This window comes from Niveispirillum sp. (genome assembly GCF_017996735.1).
GTDB lineage: Bacteria > Pseudomonadota > Alphaproteobacteria > Azospirillales > Azospirillaceae > Niveispirillum.
Genome location: NZ_JAGOGJ010000033.1, coordinates 41,255 through 58,900 on the forward strand (window position 1 = coordinate 41,255; position 17,646 = coordinate 58,900).

Genomic DNA, 17,646 nt, shown 5'->3' on the forward strand with positions numbered 1-17,646 from the left:
CCGTGCTCCTGTTGGCGGGTTTTCTCTGGCATGACCGGTTGGTCGGGTGATGTCAAGACGCCGGCCGTCAGAAGCTGTAGCGCACCGTGACGCCCATGTTGCGCGGACGGCCCAGGGAATATTGATCCTCCCCCGTCACCAGATCCGCGAAGTTCTCCTTCAGCAGCGGCACCTTGACGTCGAACAGGTTCTCCACGAACAAGGTGGCGGCCCAGTTCTCCCCCTCCACGCCCAGGCGGATATCCACCGTTTCGTATCCCGGCGTCTTTTCCGCCGGGCGGGCCAGGTCGGTGCCGGCACTGCTGCGATGGGAGATGGCGGCCCGCGCCACCCCGTCCAGGCCGGCGGTCAGCGGCCGGCGGTAAAGGGCTGCGGCGCTGATCGACAGGTCCGACGTGCGGGGGATGGACGCCCCGGCGGCGATGGCCAGCGGCGCGCCGCCGCGCGGGTCCGGCACATGGGCGACATCGTCGGTTTCCGCATCCAGCAAGGTGCCGGACAGGCTGAGTTCCAGCCCGTCACCGACCAGCGCCTTGATGTCCAGATCGATGCCCCGGCTGTGTGCGTCGCCGAGATTGCCCACCACCTCGCCGATGCCGCCCGGCCCCTGTCCGACCAGGGCCTGCAAGTTCTGCCAGTCCAGGTAGAACAGGCTGGCATTCAGGATCACGCGGCCATCGGCCAGGGTGGATTTCAGGCCCAGTTCGTAATTGGTCAGCTTTTCCGGGTCGTAGCTTTCGGCGCTGCCCGGCACGAAGAAGAACAGGTCGTTCTGGCCGCCGCTGCGGAAGCCACGGCTGACCGTCGCATAGGTGATGACGTCCTTGTCCCAGCGATAGGTGGCGGTGAAGCGCGGGTTAAGCAGCGTGGACTTGCCTTCCGACGCGACCGAACCGGGCAGGACCTGTGCCGTCAGAAGCGGGAAGACGCCGCCATAGACGGTGGCGCTGTCGCGGGTTTCCCGGAACAGCCGCGCGCCGGCCAGCAGTTCGACCCGGTCCGACACGTCATAGGAGATTTCGCCAAAGCCGGCGATCTGCTTGGTGGTGGCGTCGGAACGGGTGGTCAGGCTGTCCGGAATGGTTACTTTTCCCCCCGTCAGCGCCTGGGAAATACCGATCCATATGGCGGATGGAATGGCGGGCTGGCCATCGGCGAACAGGTCATAGGTGAATTCATGCTTCTTGTAGAAGGCACCGACGGTCCAGTCCCAGGCACCACCGGCATTGGAGACCAGGCGCACTTCCTGGGCCAGGGTCTTTGTGTTGTAGGTCTGGTCGGCATAGACGCCATCAACGCGCAGCGGAACGCCGACCATGCCGAAGACCGAATTCACCGTTGAAACCAGGCCCGCCTGATCGCTGATGCTGGCCACATCGCGCGTGATATAGCTGGTCGTGCTGACCAGTGTGGCGCCGTCGAACCGGTATTCGGCCGTCAGGTTGTAGGCGTCCATGTCATCATCGGTGCCGGTGATGGTGGACAGCGTGGCGATATAGGTTTCGGCCGCCCGGCTGCGCGTGCCGCGATCGGCCCGGCTCAGCGTCACGCCGGCATCCAGGGTCAGGGCCGGGGTCGGGGTGAAGCGCAGCAGCGCCCGGCCCCCCTTGCTCCTGTCGTCGTTGGTATCCTTGGTGATGGCGCCGGTGCCCAGCAGCCGGGTGTCGATATAGCCGCCGATATCCTTGTAGAAGCCGACCACACGCAGGGCCAGTACATCCTCCACCAGCGGTATGTTCAGCATACCGTTAGCAATCTTGCTGCCTTCCCCATTGCGGAACCGGGACAGGGTGCCGTCGATCGCCGCCTCCACCCCGTCGGATTTCGGCTTGTTGGTGATCAGCCGGATGGTGCCGGCCATGGAGCCCTCGCCGAACAGCGTGCCCTGCGGGCCCTTCAGCACCTCAACCCGGTTGAGGTCGAAGGTGTTGAGGTCAGGAAACAGGCCGCCGGCCGTCAAGGGCAGTTCATCGACATAGAGGCCGGTGGCCGATCCTGTGCCGCCATTCAGATTTTCGACATTCAATTCCGATACGCCGCGGATGGCGACGCTGCCGGAACCGGCTTGGCCGCTGCGCAGTTCAACACCGCCGATGCCACCAACCAGCGCGGCGAAATCCTGAGCACCGCTTTCCTGAATGTCCGCCTGACTGACGGCGGTGATAGATTGCGGCACCGATTGCGCCGACACCAGCCGCTTGGTCGCGCTGACGATGATTTCTTCCAGCATCAGCGGCGTGTTGTCGGCGGTGGCCTGGGCCAGCGCGCCGCTGGCGCCTGCGGTCAGGGCGAGGGTAGAGGTGGCCAGCCGCAAGAGCTGGCGCGTACCAAGGCGCATCGTCGTTCCCCTTAAATGAAGCGGTTATCGCCAGGCACCGGGGCGTGGCCGGGGCGTGACGGATGGTTCCCTGTTGCGGTCGCTTTTTTTATGACTTGTTGGTCATGTTGTTGTCTCAAAGGGACGCTGTCAAGCGGCTAATCGCGTTGGATGCACACTCGGGTGCGCTTTTCACGCCGTCATCCGGGAGGGATGCGTCCAATTCATGACTTATTGGTCATGATTTGCCAGGGGAAGGGCCGCCCTGCCGACCACCTGCTTCAGGGCGAAGCTGGACTGGATGGCGCGGATGCCGGGAATGCGGGTTAGTGCCCGCTTCAGGAACAGTTCATAGGCCTGCAGGTCGGCGGCCACGACCCGCAGCAGGAAGTCGCTGCCACCGGTCATCAGGAAACATTCCATCACCTCCGGACAGGCGCGGATGGCGGCTTCGAACTGGTCCAACTCGGCCTCCGCCTGGCGTTCCAGGGTAACGCTGACGAACACGCTGACCGGCAGGCCCACCGCCTGCTGATCGACCATGGCGGCATAGCCCCGAATGACGCCCTGCGTCTCCAGGCGCTTCACCCGGCGCAGGCAGGGTGTGTGCGACAGGTTCACCCGTTCCGCCAGGTCGGTGACGCTCAGCCGCCCATCCTCCTGCAGCGCCGACAGAATGGCGCGATCAGTCCGGTCGAGAATGCTCATGGTGAAATCCGATCGATATGAGGGATTGGCGGAGTGAAATTCACTCATACACCGGTATATTCGGGATGAGATCGCAGAGATTCACCCCTCTGTTCTGCGGTATGCATAGGGCCTCCCCCACATGACCGGAGTGTCATTCCGTGCCGCAGGCAATCACGCAGACCCGCGCCCGCCCCCTTTTTGCCCCCGCCAGCCGGCTGGAATTGCTTCGGGCGCTGGAGCGCAAGGTACTGTGGCTCAGCACCTGGATAATCCATAACGCCAACCATATCCGCCCCTCGCGCGACGGGTTGAAGGTGGGGGGGCATCAGGCCTCGTGCGCGTCTTCGGTCACCATCCTGACTGCGCTCTATTTCGCCGCGCTGCGGCCGCAGGACCGGGTGGCGGTAAAGCCGCATGCCAGCCCGGTCTTCCATGCCATCCATTATCTGCTGGGCCGGCAGACGCGGGCCAAGCTGGAGGATTTCCGCAGTCTGGGCGGGGCGCAATCCTATCCGTCACGCACCAAGGATACGCGCGACGTGGATTTCTCCACGGGCTCCGTCGGGCTGGGCGTGGCGGTGACAGCGTTTGCCTCGCTGGTGCAGGACTATGTCCATCTGAAGGGCCTGTCGGACCAGCCGGAGGGCCGCATGGTCGCCATTGTCGGCGACGCGGAGATGGACGAGGGCAATGTGTTCGAGGCCATGCTGGAGGGCTGGAAGCATGATCTGCGCAATACCTGGTGGATCATCGACTATAACCGCCAGAGCCTGGACAGCACTGTTTCTGACGAGTTGTGGGTGCCCATTGAGGGCATGTTCCGCTCTCTGGGCTGGAACGTCGTCATCCTGAAATATGGCCGGCAACTGCTGGACGCGTTCGAACGGCCCGGCGGGGCGGCCCTGCGCCATTGGATCGACAATTGCCCCAACCAGCTTTACTCCGCACTGACCTTCAAGGGCGGGGCGGCGTGGCGCGAGGTGCTGCTGCGCGATCTGGCCGGTGATGCCGACGCGCTGGCCATGGTCGCCGGGCTGGATGATGGGGAACTGGCCGGGCTGATGACCAATCTGGGCGGCCATTGCCTGGAAAGCCTGCTGGCCGCCTTCGACGCCGCCAGTCATGGCAAAGCGGGAGAAACGCCGACCTGCTTCATCGCCTATACGGTGAAGGGGCGTGGCCTGCCGTTCCAGGGACATAAGGACAATCATGCCGGCCTGATGAACCCGGAGCAGGTGGCGGCATTCCGCGCCGAATGCGGCGTGACGCCCGGCCGGGAATGGGAACAGTTCGCCGGGATGGAGGAGATGGAGGCCCCGCTGCGCGCCTTCCTGTCGCAGGTGCCCTATGCCGCCCTGGCCGACCGCCGCCGCTCCGACCTTGCGCTGAGCGTGCCGGCCCGGCTGGAGGTGCCCTTGTCGGAGCGGATGAGCACGCAGGAGGGCTTCGGCAAGATTCTGGGCGAACTGGCGAAGTCCGATACGGCGCTGGCGTCGCGCATCGTCACCACCAGCCCGGACGTCACCGTCTCCACCAACCTGGGCGCCTGGGTCAATCGCCGGGGCCTGTTCGATCGGCTGGGCCGCCAGGACGTGTTCCGCGACCAGAAGGTGGTGTCGGCGCAGCGCTGGGCCGGCGACGGCAAGGGCCAGCATATTGAACTGGGCATTGCCGAGCACAACCTGTTCCTGCTGCTGGCAGCGCTGGGCCTCAGCCACGATCTGTTCGGCGCGCGGCTGCTGCCGGTCGGCACGCTGTACGATCCCTTCGTCAAGCGCGGGCTGGATGCGCTGAACTACGCGCTGTACCAGGATGCGCGCTTCATGCTGGTGGCGACGCCGTCGGGTGTCACCCTGGCGGCGGAAGGCGGCGCGCACCAGTCGATCATCACGCCGCTGATCGGCATGGGCCTGCCCAATCTGGCCAGTTTCGAGCCTGCCTATGTCGATGAGCTGGCGGTGATCATGCGCTGGGGCTTCGATCACATGCAGCGGGAGGATGGCGGCTCGGTCTATCTGCGCCTGTCCACCCGGCCGCTGGAGCAGTTGCAGCGCCGGATGACCCCGGACATGATGCAGGGCGTGATCGATGGTGGCTACTGGCTGCGCCCGCCCGGCCATGGCTGCCGTCTGGTCATCGCCTATTCCGGGGCGGTGGCGCCGGAGGCGATGGGCGCGTTGCTGGCCTTGGCGGAGCATGACCCCGCCGTCGGGCTGCTGGCCGTCACCTCCGCCGACCGTTTGTACCAGGATTGGCTGTCAGCGCAGACAGCCCGGCGGGAGGGACGGCGGGACGCCAGATCGCCCGTTGAGCGGCTGCTGTCATCGGTGCCGGCCGATGCCGGGCTGGTCACGATCATCGACGGCCATCCCAGCGCCCTGTCCTGGCTGGGTGGTGTGCGGCGGCTGGCGGTGGCGGCCCTGGGCATCAGCGGCTTTGGCCAGTCCACGGATGTTGATGACGGATACCGGCTGCATGGTCTGGACCAGGACACGATCCTGGCCGCAGCCAGGGAATTGCTGAATCGGTGCTGAAGCGGGGAGGGGAACTGGTCTCCACCGCACTGATCAAGAAGGTGGGGACGGTCTCCGCTTCCGCACGCATGAACTGACGGGCCTGTCTCCCGAGATCGGCCGGTCCGGTGAAAAGCTGTCAAACCGGAGCGACACGAAGCTGAGGAACGTGAAGATCGCACGGCCACGAGGTTGGCAAGAACATTTGCCCATAATAAGTAGATAATCGTACTATATATTCTTGTATAAATTATCATACCATCGACCAAATCCTGCCCCCCGCATCCAGGATTTATCTAACCCCGGAAATATCATATTCTTGCTGGGATTTTGTATTTTTTGAGCTTTTCACTATTCTTTGATGAGCCACAAAAAAATCAATAACTTGATCTTGCAGGTTCAAATCGAGGGTCTTGACCCCCACACCCAGCGCATACTGGAAAGGCTTCGCAATCAGCAAAGATTGACATGATCGGGATTCATTATGCGGTCTTAATAGTCTTGTGCTCGGCCGCCATCGCCGCTTCCTCGCGCAATGCCTTCACCACGGGACGTCCGTCCATGCGTTGCTTCCAGGTGGCCAGATTGTCCAGGTGGCTGATGTCAGTGCCGCTGCGCTCGTGCCACATGGTTGTCCAGACATAGGCGTCTGACACAGTGAAGCGATTGCCCGCGATGAACGGCGCCTGAGCCAGGCGGTCATTCAGAACCGTATAGGCCTTGATCAGCTTGTTGCGCGTCCAGGCCGAACCTTCGTCGGTCATCAGCCTGCGCATCAGCGGAATATGTTTCTGGGCGATCTCGGTAGCGGTGAAGGTCAGCAATTGGTCGAACTTCGCGCGATCCAGCGTACCGGCTGCGGGAATGAGGCCAGCCTCCGGATGGGTGTCGGCGAGGTAGGACAGGATGGTGATCGTCTCGGTCAGACGGTCGTCGCCACCACTCTCTAGTGCCAGCACGGGTACATAGAGCAAGGGATTGACAGCGGCGAAATCGCTGCCGTCCGATGTCGTCCTGTCGAACACATAGAAATGGACGAGGTCGAGATCAAGTCCCAGTTCGTTGGCGATGATCTGCACGGCCTGGGAACAGGTCTGGTTGGCGATATAGAGTTTCATGATGAGGCATCATCCTCAGTGGGTTGCGATGCCCTGAAATCTAGCGATTATCTTGCGGAGATAAACAAGGCGGCTGACGCCAGTCTGTCTCCATAGAGGATACAATTAAATTGCGGGATCGCCTGACCAGATCCGCCCAATGCTGTCCGATACCGCCCGTATCCGTGGGCTGTCCGCCAGTGCCCGGTGAGTGGTCAGCCAGATATCCTGCGCCAGTTCCGGGATGGTTTCGACCACCGGGACCAGATCCGGGACCCGTATCGCCGCGTAGGTTGCCAGGACACCCAGGCCCGCCCCGGCCAGCACCCCGTCATAGATGCCCAGGGCATAGGAGCAGCGCAGCCAGGCGCCCGGCCAGCCGGGAAGGGAGCGGAGCCAGCCTTCCGACGCAAAATGCGCGCGGGTTTCGTCCAGCCCGACGAATGACAGCCGGGTCCAGTCGGCGGCCTTCAGAACTTCTCGATGCCGTGCGGCATAGGCGGTGGCCGCGTACAGGCCGAAGGTCGGGCGCCCCACGCGCCGCGTAACCAGATCGCCGCCCTCCGGCGGCAAGGGTCGCAGCAGGATATCAGCTTTTGACGGCTGCACCCGCGATGTGGGCAACAACAAAGGCCCCCATCTGGAATACGGTCGTGGCTGGCGTCCTGGCGGGCGTGCCCGCCAATATCCAGCCCGGCGGCTGCATCACCTTCAACGAGACGATGACGGCGCTGGCCGGCATGGTCCATGACAGGCTGCGGGAGGATAATCTCTCGTGGCGTGCGGGCCTGGACTGGGCTCTGTCGGATGATACGCTGCTCTACGGTACGATCAGCCGGGGCTACAAGTCCGGCGGCTTCCCTGTCATCGCCGCCAATACCAGCCGGCAGTTGCTGCCTGTACGGCAGGAGGAGGTGACATCCTATGAGATGGGCACAAAGATGCGCCTGCTGGATGGTGCCCTGCGCACCAATCTGGCCGACTATTACAGCGATTACCGCGACAAGCAGGTATTTGGCGTCCTGACCGACCCGCTGTTCCGCACGCTGGAACGGGCACTGAATGTGCCCAAGTCGGAGATCTGGGGACTGGAGGCCGATGTGAGCTGGCGGCTGACGGCTGGTTTGACGGCGCGAGCCGCGGCATCCTGCACGCCACCCGTTCACCATAGGCGGCCAGTTCACGCCGCCGCAGCCGTGGGTGGCCCGGTCCGTCCCGTCCAGGCGGCGCGGATCAATGGCACCCAGTTCCTGTAATGCCCGCTCCGCCCAGGCGGCCCGCCGCAGATGGTCGGCCGGCGCTTCCCGCAGCGGCCGATCGCCCTCGGCAGGCTGCCCCGCCTGTATGGCCAGCAACGGGACTTCCTCCCGCTGGAAGGCCCAGTAGCGGTCGGCAAGCTCAGCGAGCCTGAAATCGGCCATGTCCAAATCTCTTGCGATCGATAGGCGGAGTGCCGGCCGACCCAAGCACTGGAGCTTCCCTCATGGGCAGCAATTTCGTTCTGCGCGTCCGCTCTCCCGACCGGCCCGCCATCATCGCCTCGGTGGCGCCCTTGCTGGCGGCGCATGGCTGCGACATCCGCGCCGCCGAGATTTATGGCGATCCCGATACGGGTAATTTCTTCAACCGGATCGAGCTGAAAAGTCTCCTTGGTCAGGAGGCGCTGGCCAGTGCCATCGCCCCGACCGCATGCGCGCTGGCGCTGGACTGGGAACTGGATCTGAGCCGCCGGCAGCGCGTGCTGATCGCCGTTTCCAGGTTCGGCCATTGTCTGGTCGACCTTATCCACATGCAGGAGATCGGGCAGCTACCGATCGAGATCGTCGGTGTCGTCTCCAACCATGAAGCGATGCGCAAGCTGGTCGAGTGGCATGGGCTTGCCTACCACCATCTGCCGATGGGTGGTGAAAAGCAGGCGCAGGAGGCGCGGTTCCTGGCGATTATCGAGGAGAGCGGGGCTGAGCCGCGCCGTCCGCTGGCATGCCGAGCACCGTATTTTCAACAATGTAGCAAGATTGTCTTGCTGTGAAAGGGGTTCGCCGGGGCCAACGCCCCGGCAAGTCTGTCAGCCGTGTTGCGCCAGGGCAAAATCAAGGCCCGCGCGGATCGCCGTCACCTGCGCCAGGGTGCAATTGTCGGGGGTGGCGCGCGGGCTGTCGGGATAGACCTCGGTCGTCGTCTTGAAACGCGCCTTGGTGATGGAGGGGCAGAGCCCGAGCCGGGCCAGCGGATATTCGATGATGCCACGGGCGATGACGGGCGATCCGATGATCTCGCCCCGCGCGTCCGGCGGGGCGATATGGGTCACCTTCTCGACCTCGGCGATGATGGCCTGCTGGAAGGCCAACTGGGGATCGGCGCTGTCGGCCACCAGATAAAACCCGTCGGGGATCTCCTCCTCCACGAATTCCTTGCCGTCGCGGGCGCTCAGGGCGGGGCCGAACTGCGTCTTGTCGGTATCTGTCGTCTCATGCAGGTCGATATGCATGAGGTAGTCGCCGGCAAAGGACCGTGTCAGTGCCATCAGCGCCGTCGCCTCCACCGGACCGTCGGAGCGGAAGTTCCGGTTCGGATCCACGGCATCATAGTTCCAGCGATGGATGCGCTCATAGGCCCAGGGGCTGATGCAGGGGGCGACCAGCAGGTTGACCCGGTCGGCATAGGCATCGGCCACCTGATCCAGGAAGGCCAGCGCGCCCAGGACGCCGCTGGTCTCATACCCATGCACACCGCCCGTCACCAGCAGGGACGGCAGGCTAGGGTGCATCACGCGGCTGCGCAGGGCAAGGAGCGTATAGGCGTCATCGGCATACCGGACCTGGCCATAGGCGATGCGTTCGAAACGGTCGCCCAGCGCGTCGATCCGCGTGACGATGTCATCCCGGTAGCTGCGCTGCCGCACCTGCCGGGATCGCCAATCATCGCGCTCCGCTTCGCCCCAGGGGAGTCCGGGCACACCGATGGGGCTGTCACTCGTCATCGCCCATTTCCTTTTCCTCAAGACACGGCAGATAGGGTTGTGCCGCTGATCCAGTCGTCGATCAACAGTTCCAGCACCGGCAGCGTCACCGCACCCGCCGCCATCAGCGCGTCGTGGAAATCGCGGATGCGGAAATCCTGGCCCAGGGCCGCCTCCGCTCGGGCGCGCAATTCGCGGAATTTCAGGTTGCCCAACTGATAGGCCAGGGCCTGGCCCGGCATGCCGATATAGCGGTCGACCTCCGCGGTCAGGGTTTCCAGCGGCATGGCCATATTCTCACGGAAATAGGCGATGGCCTGGTCCCGACCCCAGCCGCGTGAATGGATGCCGGTATCGAGCACCAGGCGCAATGCGCGCCACATCTCCATCTCCAGCCGCCCATAGCGCTTCTCCGGCGTATCGTAGAAGCCCATGTCCTCGCCCAGCGCCTCGCAATAAAGCGCCCAGCCCTCCAGGCAGGCGGCATATTTCAGGGCACCGAACCGGCGGAAATCGGGAAGCTGGTCCATTTCCTGGATCAGTGCCAGATGCATCAGATGTCCTGGCCAGGCCTCATGCAGGGCCAGCGGCAGATGCATGTAGCGCGGGCACTTGCCGGGCAGGGAGGTGATCCAGTGGATGCCGGCGGCACTGCCATCGGCCGGATTGGGCTGCGCATAGGCCGGCGGCATCTTATCGGCCACGACCACGGGGATACTGCTGACGCCATAGCTGATGCGGGGGAGGCGGCCGAAAAATTCCGGAATCCGCGCATCAATGCGCTTGGACAGGACCTCGATCTGTTCGCGCAGCACCTCAGCACTGGTGGCGAACTGTGTGCTGTCGGTTTGCAGATGCTGACGGAAACCGTCGAGATCGTCGGAAAAGCCGGCGGCCCCGGCGACGGCCAGCATCTCGCCCTGGATACGCTCCACCTCCGTCAGGCCGATGGCATGGATATCGGCGGGCGGGATGTCCAGCGTCGTATATTGGCCGATATGATAGCGATAGAAGCGGTCGCCATCGACATCGTCGGTGCAGGCCAGACTGTCGCGCGCCGGTGGCAGTACCGATTTTTCCAGATAAGCAGCGTAGGAGAGGAAGGCTGGGATCACCACCTCCTTGACCAGCGCCTTTCCGTCCGCAGCCAAGGCCGCCATCGCCCCACCTCGGGCGGCGATCCGGGCCAGCGGGCCGAAGAAGGCATTATCCTCCACCTTCATCGACATCTGGCCACGGATCTGCGCAATCGCGCGCTCAACGACCAGTCGGGAATAGACCATGCCGGCCGCCACTCCCTGTGCCAGGCTTTCCTGGACCGTCGCGAACGAGGTCGGAATGGCGGCCAGCCGCCTCAGATAGCGCTGTGCGTCGGCGGTGGTGGCCAGTGCGGTGGAATTCGCCCAATAGATCAGAGTGAATTCCGGGCCCAGCGGATAGAGTGTGGGGCGCAGATGCGCACCGCTGTCTACGAGTTCGGTGAGTAGGCGGAATTCATGGTTCAGCAGGCGATGCGTGGCCCGGTCCTGCACGCCCAGCGGGGCCGGATCGATGGCGGCGAGTTTCCCCTGTGCCGCGCGTGCCCAGACGGCGCGCCGTTCGGCGTCGGCGGGTGCCTCACGCAGCAATTGTTCGGCCTCCGTGGAGACACCGGCGGCGATCGCAACCGTGGGGAATTCCGCGCATTGAAAGGTCCAGAAGCGTGTTGCCAGATCGGCCAGGGCGGTAGAGGCGCGCATCGCGATCTCCTTTGGAAGGTGTCGGCTCCGGAGAGCTGATGGTCGGTACGGGGGCGGTCAGACCGCCAGGGCGACACCGGTACGGCGCGGGTCGGCGCAGGCGCTGGCCAGCCCGTCGGCGGCGATATGGACGCCTTCGTAACTGCCATGATGGTAGTTCCAGGGATTGACCAGCTCCATCCGCAGCCCCCGCTGCCGCACGCCGGCCTGGATGTCCGGGGTGCCGCAATCGACCTCCAGGGTGAAGGCGTCGGGCGCCAGGCTGTCCGGGCCATAGGTCGGGCCGCCGATGCGCGGGCAATGGACCGAGGTTTCGATATCCATGCCGAAATCCAGGATATTGAGCGTGTTGGTCACGCAGTTCGGGATCAGGCCGACACTGGGCGAACCGGCGGCCAGCACCGGCCTGGCGTCCGCGTCGAAGATGATGTGGGGTGCGACATAGCAGGTGCCGCGATCCCCCGGCTTCGGCATGGTGCGGAAGAAATGCACCCCGCCGGCCCACAGGTTCATGCCGTCCACGATCAGCCCGTTCGACCATGCGCTGGACATCACCGAATGCAGCACGGTGGCGATATTGCCGTCGCGGTCGACCACGGTCAGATGGTTGGACCCCGGATAGGGTACACGCGCCGGGTCGGGCCGTTTGGGCTCGCGCATCCTCATCAGCTCGAACCGCATGGCCGCATAATCCTTAGACAGGATCGTCTCCAGCGGCAGGGGCCAGCTGTTGGGATCGCCCTGCGCGGCACCATCGGCGAACACTTCCAGACAGAAGCGGGCCAGCCAGTACATGCTGTCGGCGCTGTCGGTCGGCATGCCCCATTCCTTCAGGGGGATGCGTTCGACTAGATTGAGAATTTCAACGATATGGGTGCCACCATTGTCCGGTGGCGGGGAGCCTGCGATCCTGAAATCGCGGTAGCGGCCCCAGGCCGGGTCCATCCAGCGCACATCATAGCGGTCGAAATCCTCCATGGTCAGCACGCCGCCGGCGCGCTTCACGCTATCGACCACCTTCTGCGTGAAGGCGGAGCGGTAGAAATAATCGACGCCGTCTGCCGCCATCCGCTCCAGCGTGTCGCCCAGCGCGTGGTTGACCAGAAGCTCTCCGGGGTCGCGCAGGCTGTTGCCGCGGAAATAGATGCTGCGCCCTTCTTCCGTCAGGCCGATCTTTTCCGCCTTCTCGAACATCAGGCCGTAAAGGAACGGGTAGATGGGGAAACCCTTATGGGCCAGTTCGATGGCGGGGGCGGCCAGCGTCTCGCGCGACCGGCTGGCGTAACGGGTGCGCGCTGCCTCCCAGGCGGCCCAGAAGCCGGGCACGGCCACGCTGCGCCCGGTCGGCACGTCCGCCGCCGAAAAGCCGGGCAGCCCGGCCAGCGGCGCGTTCATCGATCCGTTGAGATACTGTGTGGTGCCGCTGGCCTTGTCGTAATGCATCATGCTGAGCACGCCGAAGGCCGTCGTCATATGCGGTTCGACCACGGTCTGCGCCAGCGATGCGGCCAGGGCGGCATCAACGGCATTGCCGCCGTCGCGCAGCACATTGACCGCCACATGCGAGATGATCGGATGGGAGGTCACCACGATCCCGTCGCGCCCCGACGCCTTCTGCTTGCGGCCGAATATCGCCGCCCGGGTCAGCTGGGCGATTTCGTCACGATCGAACATCACGTCATTCTCCTTGAGATCAGGACGAGGCCGGGCGGCATGCCGGCCATCATTCAGGCTTCAAGCCCCAGATATTCCGCGAAAAAGGCCAGGACCTCCGCCGACTGCCGGGTCTGGCTGTCCTTGCCGACTGTGCCGTGCCCGGCGCCGGCATGGACGCGCAGCAGGACGGGCAGGTCGCCGCTGCCGCCCTGCTGCATCCGGGCCGCCAGCTTGCGCCCGTGCCAGGGCGGGCAGCGCGGATCATTGGCTCCGCAATCGATCAGCATGGCCGGATAGGCGACATTGTCTTTGACATTCTGATAGGGCGACCAGCCGGCCAGCAGCCGGGCCATCGCCGGGTCCGCCGGATCGCCGTAATCCAGCGTCGCGGCCATGGTGAACGGGTCTCGCACACGGGCCAGCAGGTCGGTGACCGGCGCTTCCGGGGAGCTGGCGCGGAACAGGTCCGGGCGCTGGACCGCGGCGACGGCGGCCATCACCCCGCCATTCGACCCGCCGGTGACACCCAGCTTTCGCGGCGATGTGATGGCCCGCGCGATCAGGTCTTCGGCGATTGCGTACAGGTCGTTGAAGGTATTCTGCTTGAGGGCCAGACGGCCCTGTTCCCACCAGCGGGAGCCGAACTCCCCCCCGCCGCGCAGATGGCCCAGCACCAGGACCCCGCCGGCCTCGACCCAGGCCGCCCACCGGCTGCCGAACCAGCCGGGCAGTACGGCGACATTATAGCCGCCATAGCCGGTGATCACCGTCGGCTGCGGCCGCGACAGGTCGAGATCGCGCCGGGCGACGACGTGATAGACGATCTCCGCCCCATCCTGGCTGACGGTCCTGCAATCCAGCACCTGCGCATCCAGCACCCATTCCGGTGCCGTTAACCGCGTCAGTTCGCGGGTGCGCACATTGGCCGTGCAATGGATGGGCGAGGTGGTGGGAGTGGCGAACAGAAAGTCGATCTGGCCCTCCCGCCCGCGCACCATGCTGTTGGTGACATTGAAGAAGGAAAAGAAGCTGCCCGTCCGGTTCACCAGTCCCCGGCCCGGCAGATCGATCTCCCCCTCCAGCTTTCCCGATCCGTCGAAGACGCGAAGGCGGGAATAGGTGTCGACAAAGTCGAGAAGGACGGCGCGATCGCCCACGACCAGGAGATTGGCCAGGATGGCGTCGGATGGCGGGACGACCTCCTGCCAGGTGTCGAGCTGCGTCGGGGTGGCCAGCGGGATCGCGACCAGCCGGCCGCCGGATGTCCCGTCATCGGTGATCGCGAAGAAGCGGTCGCCGACAATATCGCCCCGGAAGATGCCATCAACATCCTTCAGGAACGGCTTCCAGCCTCCGTCGCCCTGTGTGTCGAGGATGAATTCCGGCCTTGGGGCCAGATGGTTGGCGAACAGCACGATATGGCGGCGATCGGCGGCCACCACCGGACGCACATAGAAATGGCTGGGGCTCACATCCTCCAGCACGGCCCGCGTCGGCCGGTCGACCATCACCCGATAGAGGATCTTCCCGGCCTTTATGTCCGCCGGGTCCATGCTGATATAGAAAAAGCCGCTATCGTCGGGCAGCCAGGTGAAGGTGTTCAGCCGTTCGCTGGGCAGGCCCCGGGACAGGATCTTGCCGGTCGCAACCTCGACCAGTTGCACGATCGGCTTTTCCCGGCCGCCGGCCGTATAGGCGACGACCGCCAGATGGCCGCCATGTGACAGGGCATAGCCCGCCATCTGCAACGGCTCATCGGTGCGCATCCGGTTCAGATCGACCACGCGCCGGCCGGGTGCGGTCGGTGTGTCGGACAGTTCCACCACCTCCAGGTCCTGGTCGTCGGGGACGAAGCGGCGGATATAATGGCCGCCGGCGAACAGGGGTAGCATCATGTCATCCGATGCTTCCGCCGCCTGCAGCCTGTCCAGGAAGCGCTGATAATGCGGCAGGCCGGCAAGATGGGTCCGGGCTCGCTCATCCTGTGCCGTCTGCCAGGCCAGGACATCGCAGTCGCTCTCTTCCTCCAGCCAGCGGAATGGGTCGGAATAGCGCACGTTGCCGCCGCCGAACGACACTTCTTCGGGGCGTTGTGCTGCGGGCGGGTAGGTGTCGATACCGTCCATCACGCATCCCCGCCCTTCACGCCGTCCGGCGCGTCGGCCCATACCGCGCGGATGCCTTCGCCGATGACATCCGCGATGACGGAACTATGGTCCTTGCCGGGGAATATCCGCGTGGTAAGCCGGAGGGAGGGATACTGGCGCAGCAGCAGGGTCTCCGCCATCAGGACCGGTGCGCTGACGATGCCCCAGGCGGCGAGGCTGAGCTTGCCGATCTCCCGCTCGCCCATGCCGAAAAACACATTGGCCTTCAGGTCCCGGTTGGCGGCGGCATAATCGGCCTCCAGCCGGAAGGCGGAACGGTCCACGGCGTTGCTGGACGGGCTGCCGATGATATAGCGGCCGAAGGTACCGGGCCGGGCGAACAGGGCATAGCTGGCGAACATGCCACCGCCGGAATGACCCAGAAGCCCGTGATCCCCGTTCATGCGGTAGGTCCGCTCCAGGGCGGGCCTCACCATATCGACCAGGAAATCCAGGAAATGGTCCGCCTTCTGCTGCTGCCCGTCCTCGGGCACGCCGAGCGCGCGGAAATAGTCGCCCCCCGGGCCGTCGAACAGGATGTTGCGTCCGGGTGGGGTGAAGTCGATGGCGCGCCGGCGGCCGAATTCCGCCATGCCCGCATCGCTGTTGCAGCCCACGCCGACCACGATCATCTCCGGTGCCAGTCCGCCGACCACCAGCGTGTTGAGCAGGCCCACGGTCAGGTGCAGCAGGAACGGCCCGTCCGTCACCCACAGGACTGGATAGCGCCTGTCCGGCCGGGCGTGGTAGCTGGCCGGCAATGCCACCTGAACCTCATGATCCCAGTCGAAGGCGGCGGACCGCATGGTGATGGCCGGTTCGATCGACAGGGTGCAGCGGGCGCCGGGTTGCATCCAGTCCGGCGTTGGGGTGGGTTTGGCTTGGTCGCTCATCGCTTCTATCCACGCTTGGTTGCCGTCAGGCGGGCTTGCCCGCCACCAGGTCGAGCGGATGCATCTGGCCGCTATTCGCCCGCGCCGTTGCCTGGAAAGGCTGTTCGGCAAGCCGCAGGCAGATGATGCAGATCGCCCAGGCCGGTGCGCTGATCGCCAGGCCGCCCCAGAACAGGCTGGCCGGTCCGGCATTGATCAGGTCGCCCAGGAAGGCCGCACCCGCCACGCCCATTCCCACCGCCGGCCCGTTGGTCATTGCCCGCAGCGCCATGATCCGCGCCCGGACCGGCGCGGGGGCCAGTTCCTGCAACAGGCTGACGCTGGAAGCGCCGGCAATCGTCGAGGCAAAGACCTGGATGGCGACGATGCCATAGACCTGCCAGGGGGCGGCCGCGAACGGGATCAGGCAGATGAAGGGCAGCGAGACGGTCAGCGACACCCAGACGACGCGCGGCGCCGCACGATAGCCCAGGCGGCGCTGCAAATGGCGCAGGATGAAATTGCCCGCCGCCACCCCGGCCACACTGGCCGCCGCGATGACCGCACCCAGCACCATGCCGACCTCCGCCGCGCCCAGGCTGAAGATGCGGGTCAGGGATAAGGGCGTCCAGGCCAGGATGCCCGTGACCCCCAGCGCGAAAAAGGTCATGCCGGTGAAGACGAAGATCACCGATTGCAGATTGGCTTTCAGGAACGGGCCGATGGGGACCAATGCGGCGGCCGCCCTGGCCTTTCCGCCGGTAACATGGCCCTTCGGCAGGATGAAGAGCATCGAAGCGAACAGAGGAAAGGGTGCGGCGGCCGCCAGGAACGCCCAGCGCCAATTCTCCAACGCGGCCACGGTCGACAGGACGGGTCCCATCGCGTTGATGCCGGAGATCATGGCCCCGACCAGGAACAGGCCGGATGCCATGCTCAACGAGATAGCGACGTAATAGATCATCGTCGCGGTGACCCGCGCCTGCCCCCGGAACAGTTCCGGCAGCAGGGACATGAAAATGGGCGCGATCCCCGCCTCCGCCGCAGCGACCGCGGCGGAGGCGACGAACAGGGAGACAAATCCCGAGGCGAAGCCGCAGGCCGCCGTTCCCAATGCCCAACTGGCGGTACAGACGGCCAGGACCCAGCGCTTATCGAACCGGTCGGCGAACCAGGCGATCGGATAGGCCCCGAGAAACGTGAACAGGGCGAAGCCGATCCCCTGGATCAGGCCGAGCTGGGTATTGCTGAGCTTGAGCGTTTCGCTCATCTCCGCGGCAACCAGCCCGAACACCTGGCGATCGATCGTCGCGTACAGCATCACGGCAACCATCACCGCAAGTGACAGCGCGGCACGGATGTCCAAGGGTGGTCGGGATGTGGATCGATGCATGGCGGTTCCCTGAACCCGTCTGTTCCATAGGCTTTAAGCTGGCACACATCGCGATCGGCGGCCATCCGGTGACCGCCGCCGGAACGGCTTTCCAATTCAAGAAAAGCCGCTCTAGAACGCGGTCTTGAAATTCAACCCGATGATGCGCGGCGTCGGCTCGATATTCTCCAGGATCACGCCATAGGGTCCGGGGACGATCGGCGTTTTGACGTCGCTCAGGTTGTCGGCGAACAGCGACAGTTCGAAATCGCCGAAATCCAGAC

At 64.7% G+C, this 17,646-nt stretch carries 13 protein-coding genes; 3 read left to right on the plus strand and 10 right to left on the minus strand.

Annotated features, from left to right (window positions below; all coding sequences use genetic code 11):
- Positions 1 to 67: 67 nt before the first annotated feature.
- Entirely contained in the window at positions 68 to 2,338 is a 2,271-nt protein-coding gene (locus KBA48_RS12855; protein WP_292906896.1) for a TonB-dependent receptor, read from the minus strand.
- A 210-nt stretch (positions 2,339 to 2,548) separates the two neighbouring features.
- Positions 2,549 to 3,025 (minus strand): Lrp/AsnC family transcriptional regulator, encoded by a 477-nt coding sequence (locus KBA48_RS12860; protein ID WP_292906898.1) that lies wholly within the window; start codon positions 3,023 to 3,025, stop codon positions 2,549 to 2,551.
- Between the two features lie 140 nt (positions 3,026 to 3,165).
- Between KBA48_RS12860 and KBA48_RS12865 the strand changes: the two genes are divergently transcribed.
- Complete coding sequence (locus KBA48_RS12865; RefSeq protein WP_292906900.1) at positions 3,166 to 5,541, plus strand: 1-deoxy-D-xylulose-5-phosphate synthase N-terminal domain-containing protein; 2,376 nt, start codon at positions 3,166 to 3,168, stop codon at positions 5,539 to 5,541.
- A 461-nt stretch (positions 5,542 to 6,002) separates the two neighbouring features.
- Here the strand turns inward: KBA48_RS12865 and KBA48_RS12870 are convergent, their stop codons facing one another.
- Both KBA48_RS12870 and KBA48_RS12875 read right to left on the minus strand, forming a co-directional pair.
- On the minus strand, positions 6,003 to 6,638 hold the full coding sequence (locus KBA48_RS12870) for a glutathione S-transferase N-terminal domain-containing protein (protein WP_292906902.1): 636 nt from the start codon (positions 6,636 to 6,638) through the stop codon (positions 6,003 to 6,005).
- A 105-nt stretch (positions 6,639 to 6,743) separates the two neighbouring features.
- Positions 6,744 to 7,244, minus strand: coding sequence for a LysR substrate-binding domain-containing protein (locus tag KBA48_RS12875; protein WP_292906904.1), 501 nt, complete (start codon positions 7,242 to 7,244; stop codon positions 6,744 to 6,746).
- A gap of 26 nt (positions 7,245 to 7,270) precedes the next feature.
- Between KBA48_RS12875 and KBA48_RS12880 the strand changes: the two genes are divergently transcribed.
- Both KBA48_RS12880 and KBA48_RS12885 read left to right on the plus strand, forming a co-directional pair.
- On the plus strand, positions 7,271 to 7,873 hold the full coding sequence (locus KBA48_RS12880; protein WP_292906906.1) for a TonB-dependent receptor: 603 nt from the start codon (positions 7,271 to 7,273) through the stop codon (positions 7,871 to 7,873).
- A 227-nt stretch (positions 7,874 to 8,100) separates the two neighbouring features.
- Positions 8,101 to 8,646 carry a hypothetical protein gene (locus tag KBA48_RS12885; RefSeq protein WP_292906908.1) on the plus strand — a complete coding sequence of 182 codons (546 nt, stop codon included), beginning with the start codon at positions 8,101 to 8,103 and terminating at the stop codon, positions 8,644 to 8,646.
- 36 nt (positions 8,647 to 8,682) lie between these two features.
- On the opposite strand, the gene KBA48_RS12890 is transcribed toward KBA48_RS12885, so the two are convergent.
- The 6 genes from KBA48_RS12890 to KBA48_RS12915 are packed head-to-tail and all read right to left on the minus strand — an operon-like array spanning position 8,683 to position 17,311.
- The gene (locus KBA48_RS12890; protein ID WP_292906910.1) at positions 8,683 to 9,597 is read right to left on the minus strand and encodes a M14 family metallocarboxypeptidase; all 915 of its coding nucleotides are present in this window, start codon (positions 9,595 to 9,597) and stop codon (positions 8,683 to 8,685) included.
- A gap of 17 nt (positions 9,598 to 9,614) precedes the next feature.
- Complete coding sequence (locus tag KBA48_RS12895) at positions 9,615 to 11,315, minus strand: DUF885 family protein (RefSeq protein WP_292906912.1); 1,701 nt, start codon at positions 11,313 to 11,315, stop codon at positions 9,615 to 9,617.
- Positions 11,316 to 11,372: 57 nt separating this feature from the next.
- Positions 11,373 to 12,989, minus strand: a complete 1,617-nt coding sequence (locus tag KBA48_RS12900; protein WP_292906914.1) for a gamma-glutamyltransferase — start codon at positions 12,987 to 12,989, stop codon at positions 11,373 to 11,375.
- A gap of 53 nt (positions 12,990 to 13,042) precedes the next feature.
- Positions 13,043 to 15,097 carry a prolyl oligopeptidase family serine peptidase gene (locus tag KBA48_RS12905; RefSeq protein ID WP_292906916.1) on the minus strand — a complete coding sequence of 685 codons (2,055 nt, stop codon included), beginning with the start codon at positions 15,095 to 15,097 and terminating at the stop codon, positions 13,043 to 13,045.
- Complete coding sequence (locus tag KBA48_RS12910) at positions 15,097 to 16,011, minus strand: alpha/beta hydrolase-fold protein (RefSeq protein ID WP_292906918.1); 915 nt, start codon at positions 16,009 to 16,011, stop codon at positions 15,097 to 15,099. Before KBA48_RS12910 ends, KBA48_RS12905 begins: the two co-directional genes overlap by 1 nt.
- 25 nt (positions 16,012 to 16,036) lie before the next feature.
- A complete protein-coding gene (locus KBA48_RS12915) occupies positions 16,037 to 17,311 on the minus strand; it encodes an MFS transporter (protein ID WP_292906920.1) in 1,275 nt (424 codons plus the stop codon).
- Positions 17,312 to 17,646: the final 335 nt, after the last annotated feature.

Coding starts and splice junctions, on each gene's coding strand:
- KBA48_RS12890 (WP_292906910.1), bottom strand. CDS start 9,597: ATGACGAGTGACAGCCCCATCGGTGTGCCCGGACTCCCCTGGGGCGAA.
- KBA48_RS12870 (WP_292906902.1), bottom strand. CDS start 6,638: ATGAAACTCTATATCGCCAACCAGACCTGTTCCCAGGCCGTGCAGATC.
- KBA48_RS12895 (WP_292906912.1), bottom strand. CDS start 11,315: ATGCGCGCCTCTACCGCCCTGGCCGATCTGGCAACACGCTTCTGGACC.
- KBA48_RS12860 (WP_292906898.1), bottom strand. CDS start 3,025: ATGAGCATTCTCGACCGGACTGATCGCGCCATTCTGTCGGCGCTGCAG.
- KBA48_RS12905 (WP_292906916.1), bottom strand. CDS start 15,097: ATGGACGGTATCGACACCTACCCGCCCGCAGCACAACGCCCCGAAGAA.
- KBA48_RS12910 (WP_292906918.1), bottom strand. CDS start 16,011: ATGAGCGACCAAGCCAAACCCACCCCAACGCCGGACTGGATGCAACCC.
- KBA48_RS12900 (WP_292906914.1), bottom strand. CDS start 12,989: ATGTTCGATCGTGACGAAATCGCCCAGCTGACCCGGGCGGCGATATTC.
- KBA48_RS12915 (WP_292906920.1), bottom strand. CDS start 17,311: ATGCTGTACGCGACGATCGATCGCCAGGTGTTCGGGCTGGTTGCCGCG.
- KBA48_RS12855 (WP_292906896.1), bottom strand. CDS start 2,338: ATGCGCCTTGGTACGCGCCAGCTCTTGCGGCTGGCCACCTCTACCCTC.
- KBA48_RS12885 (WP_292906908.1), top strand. CDS start 8,101: ATGGGCAGCAATTTCGTTCTGCGCGTCCGCTCTCCCGACCGGCCCGCC.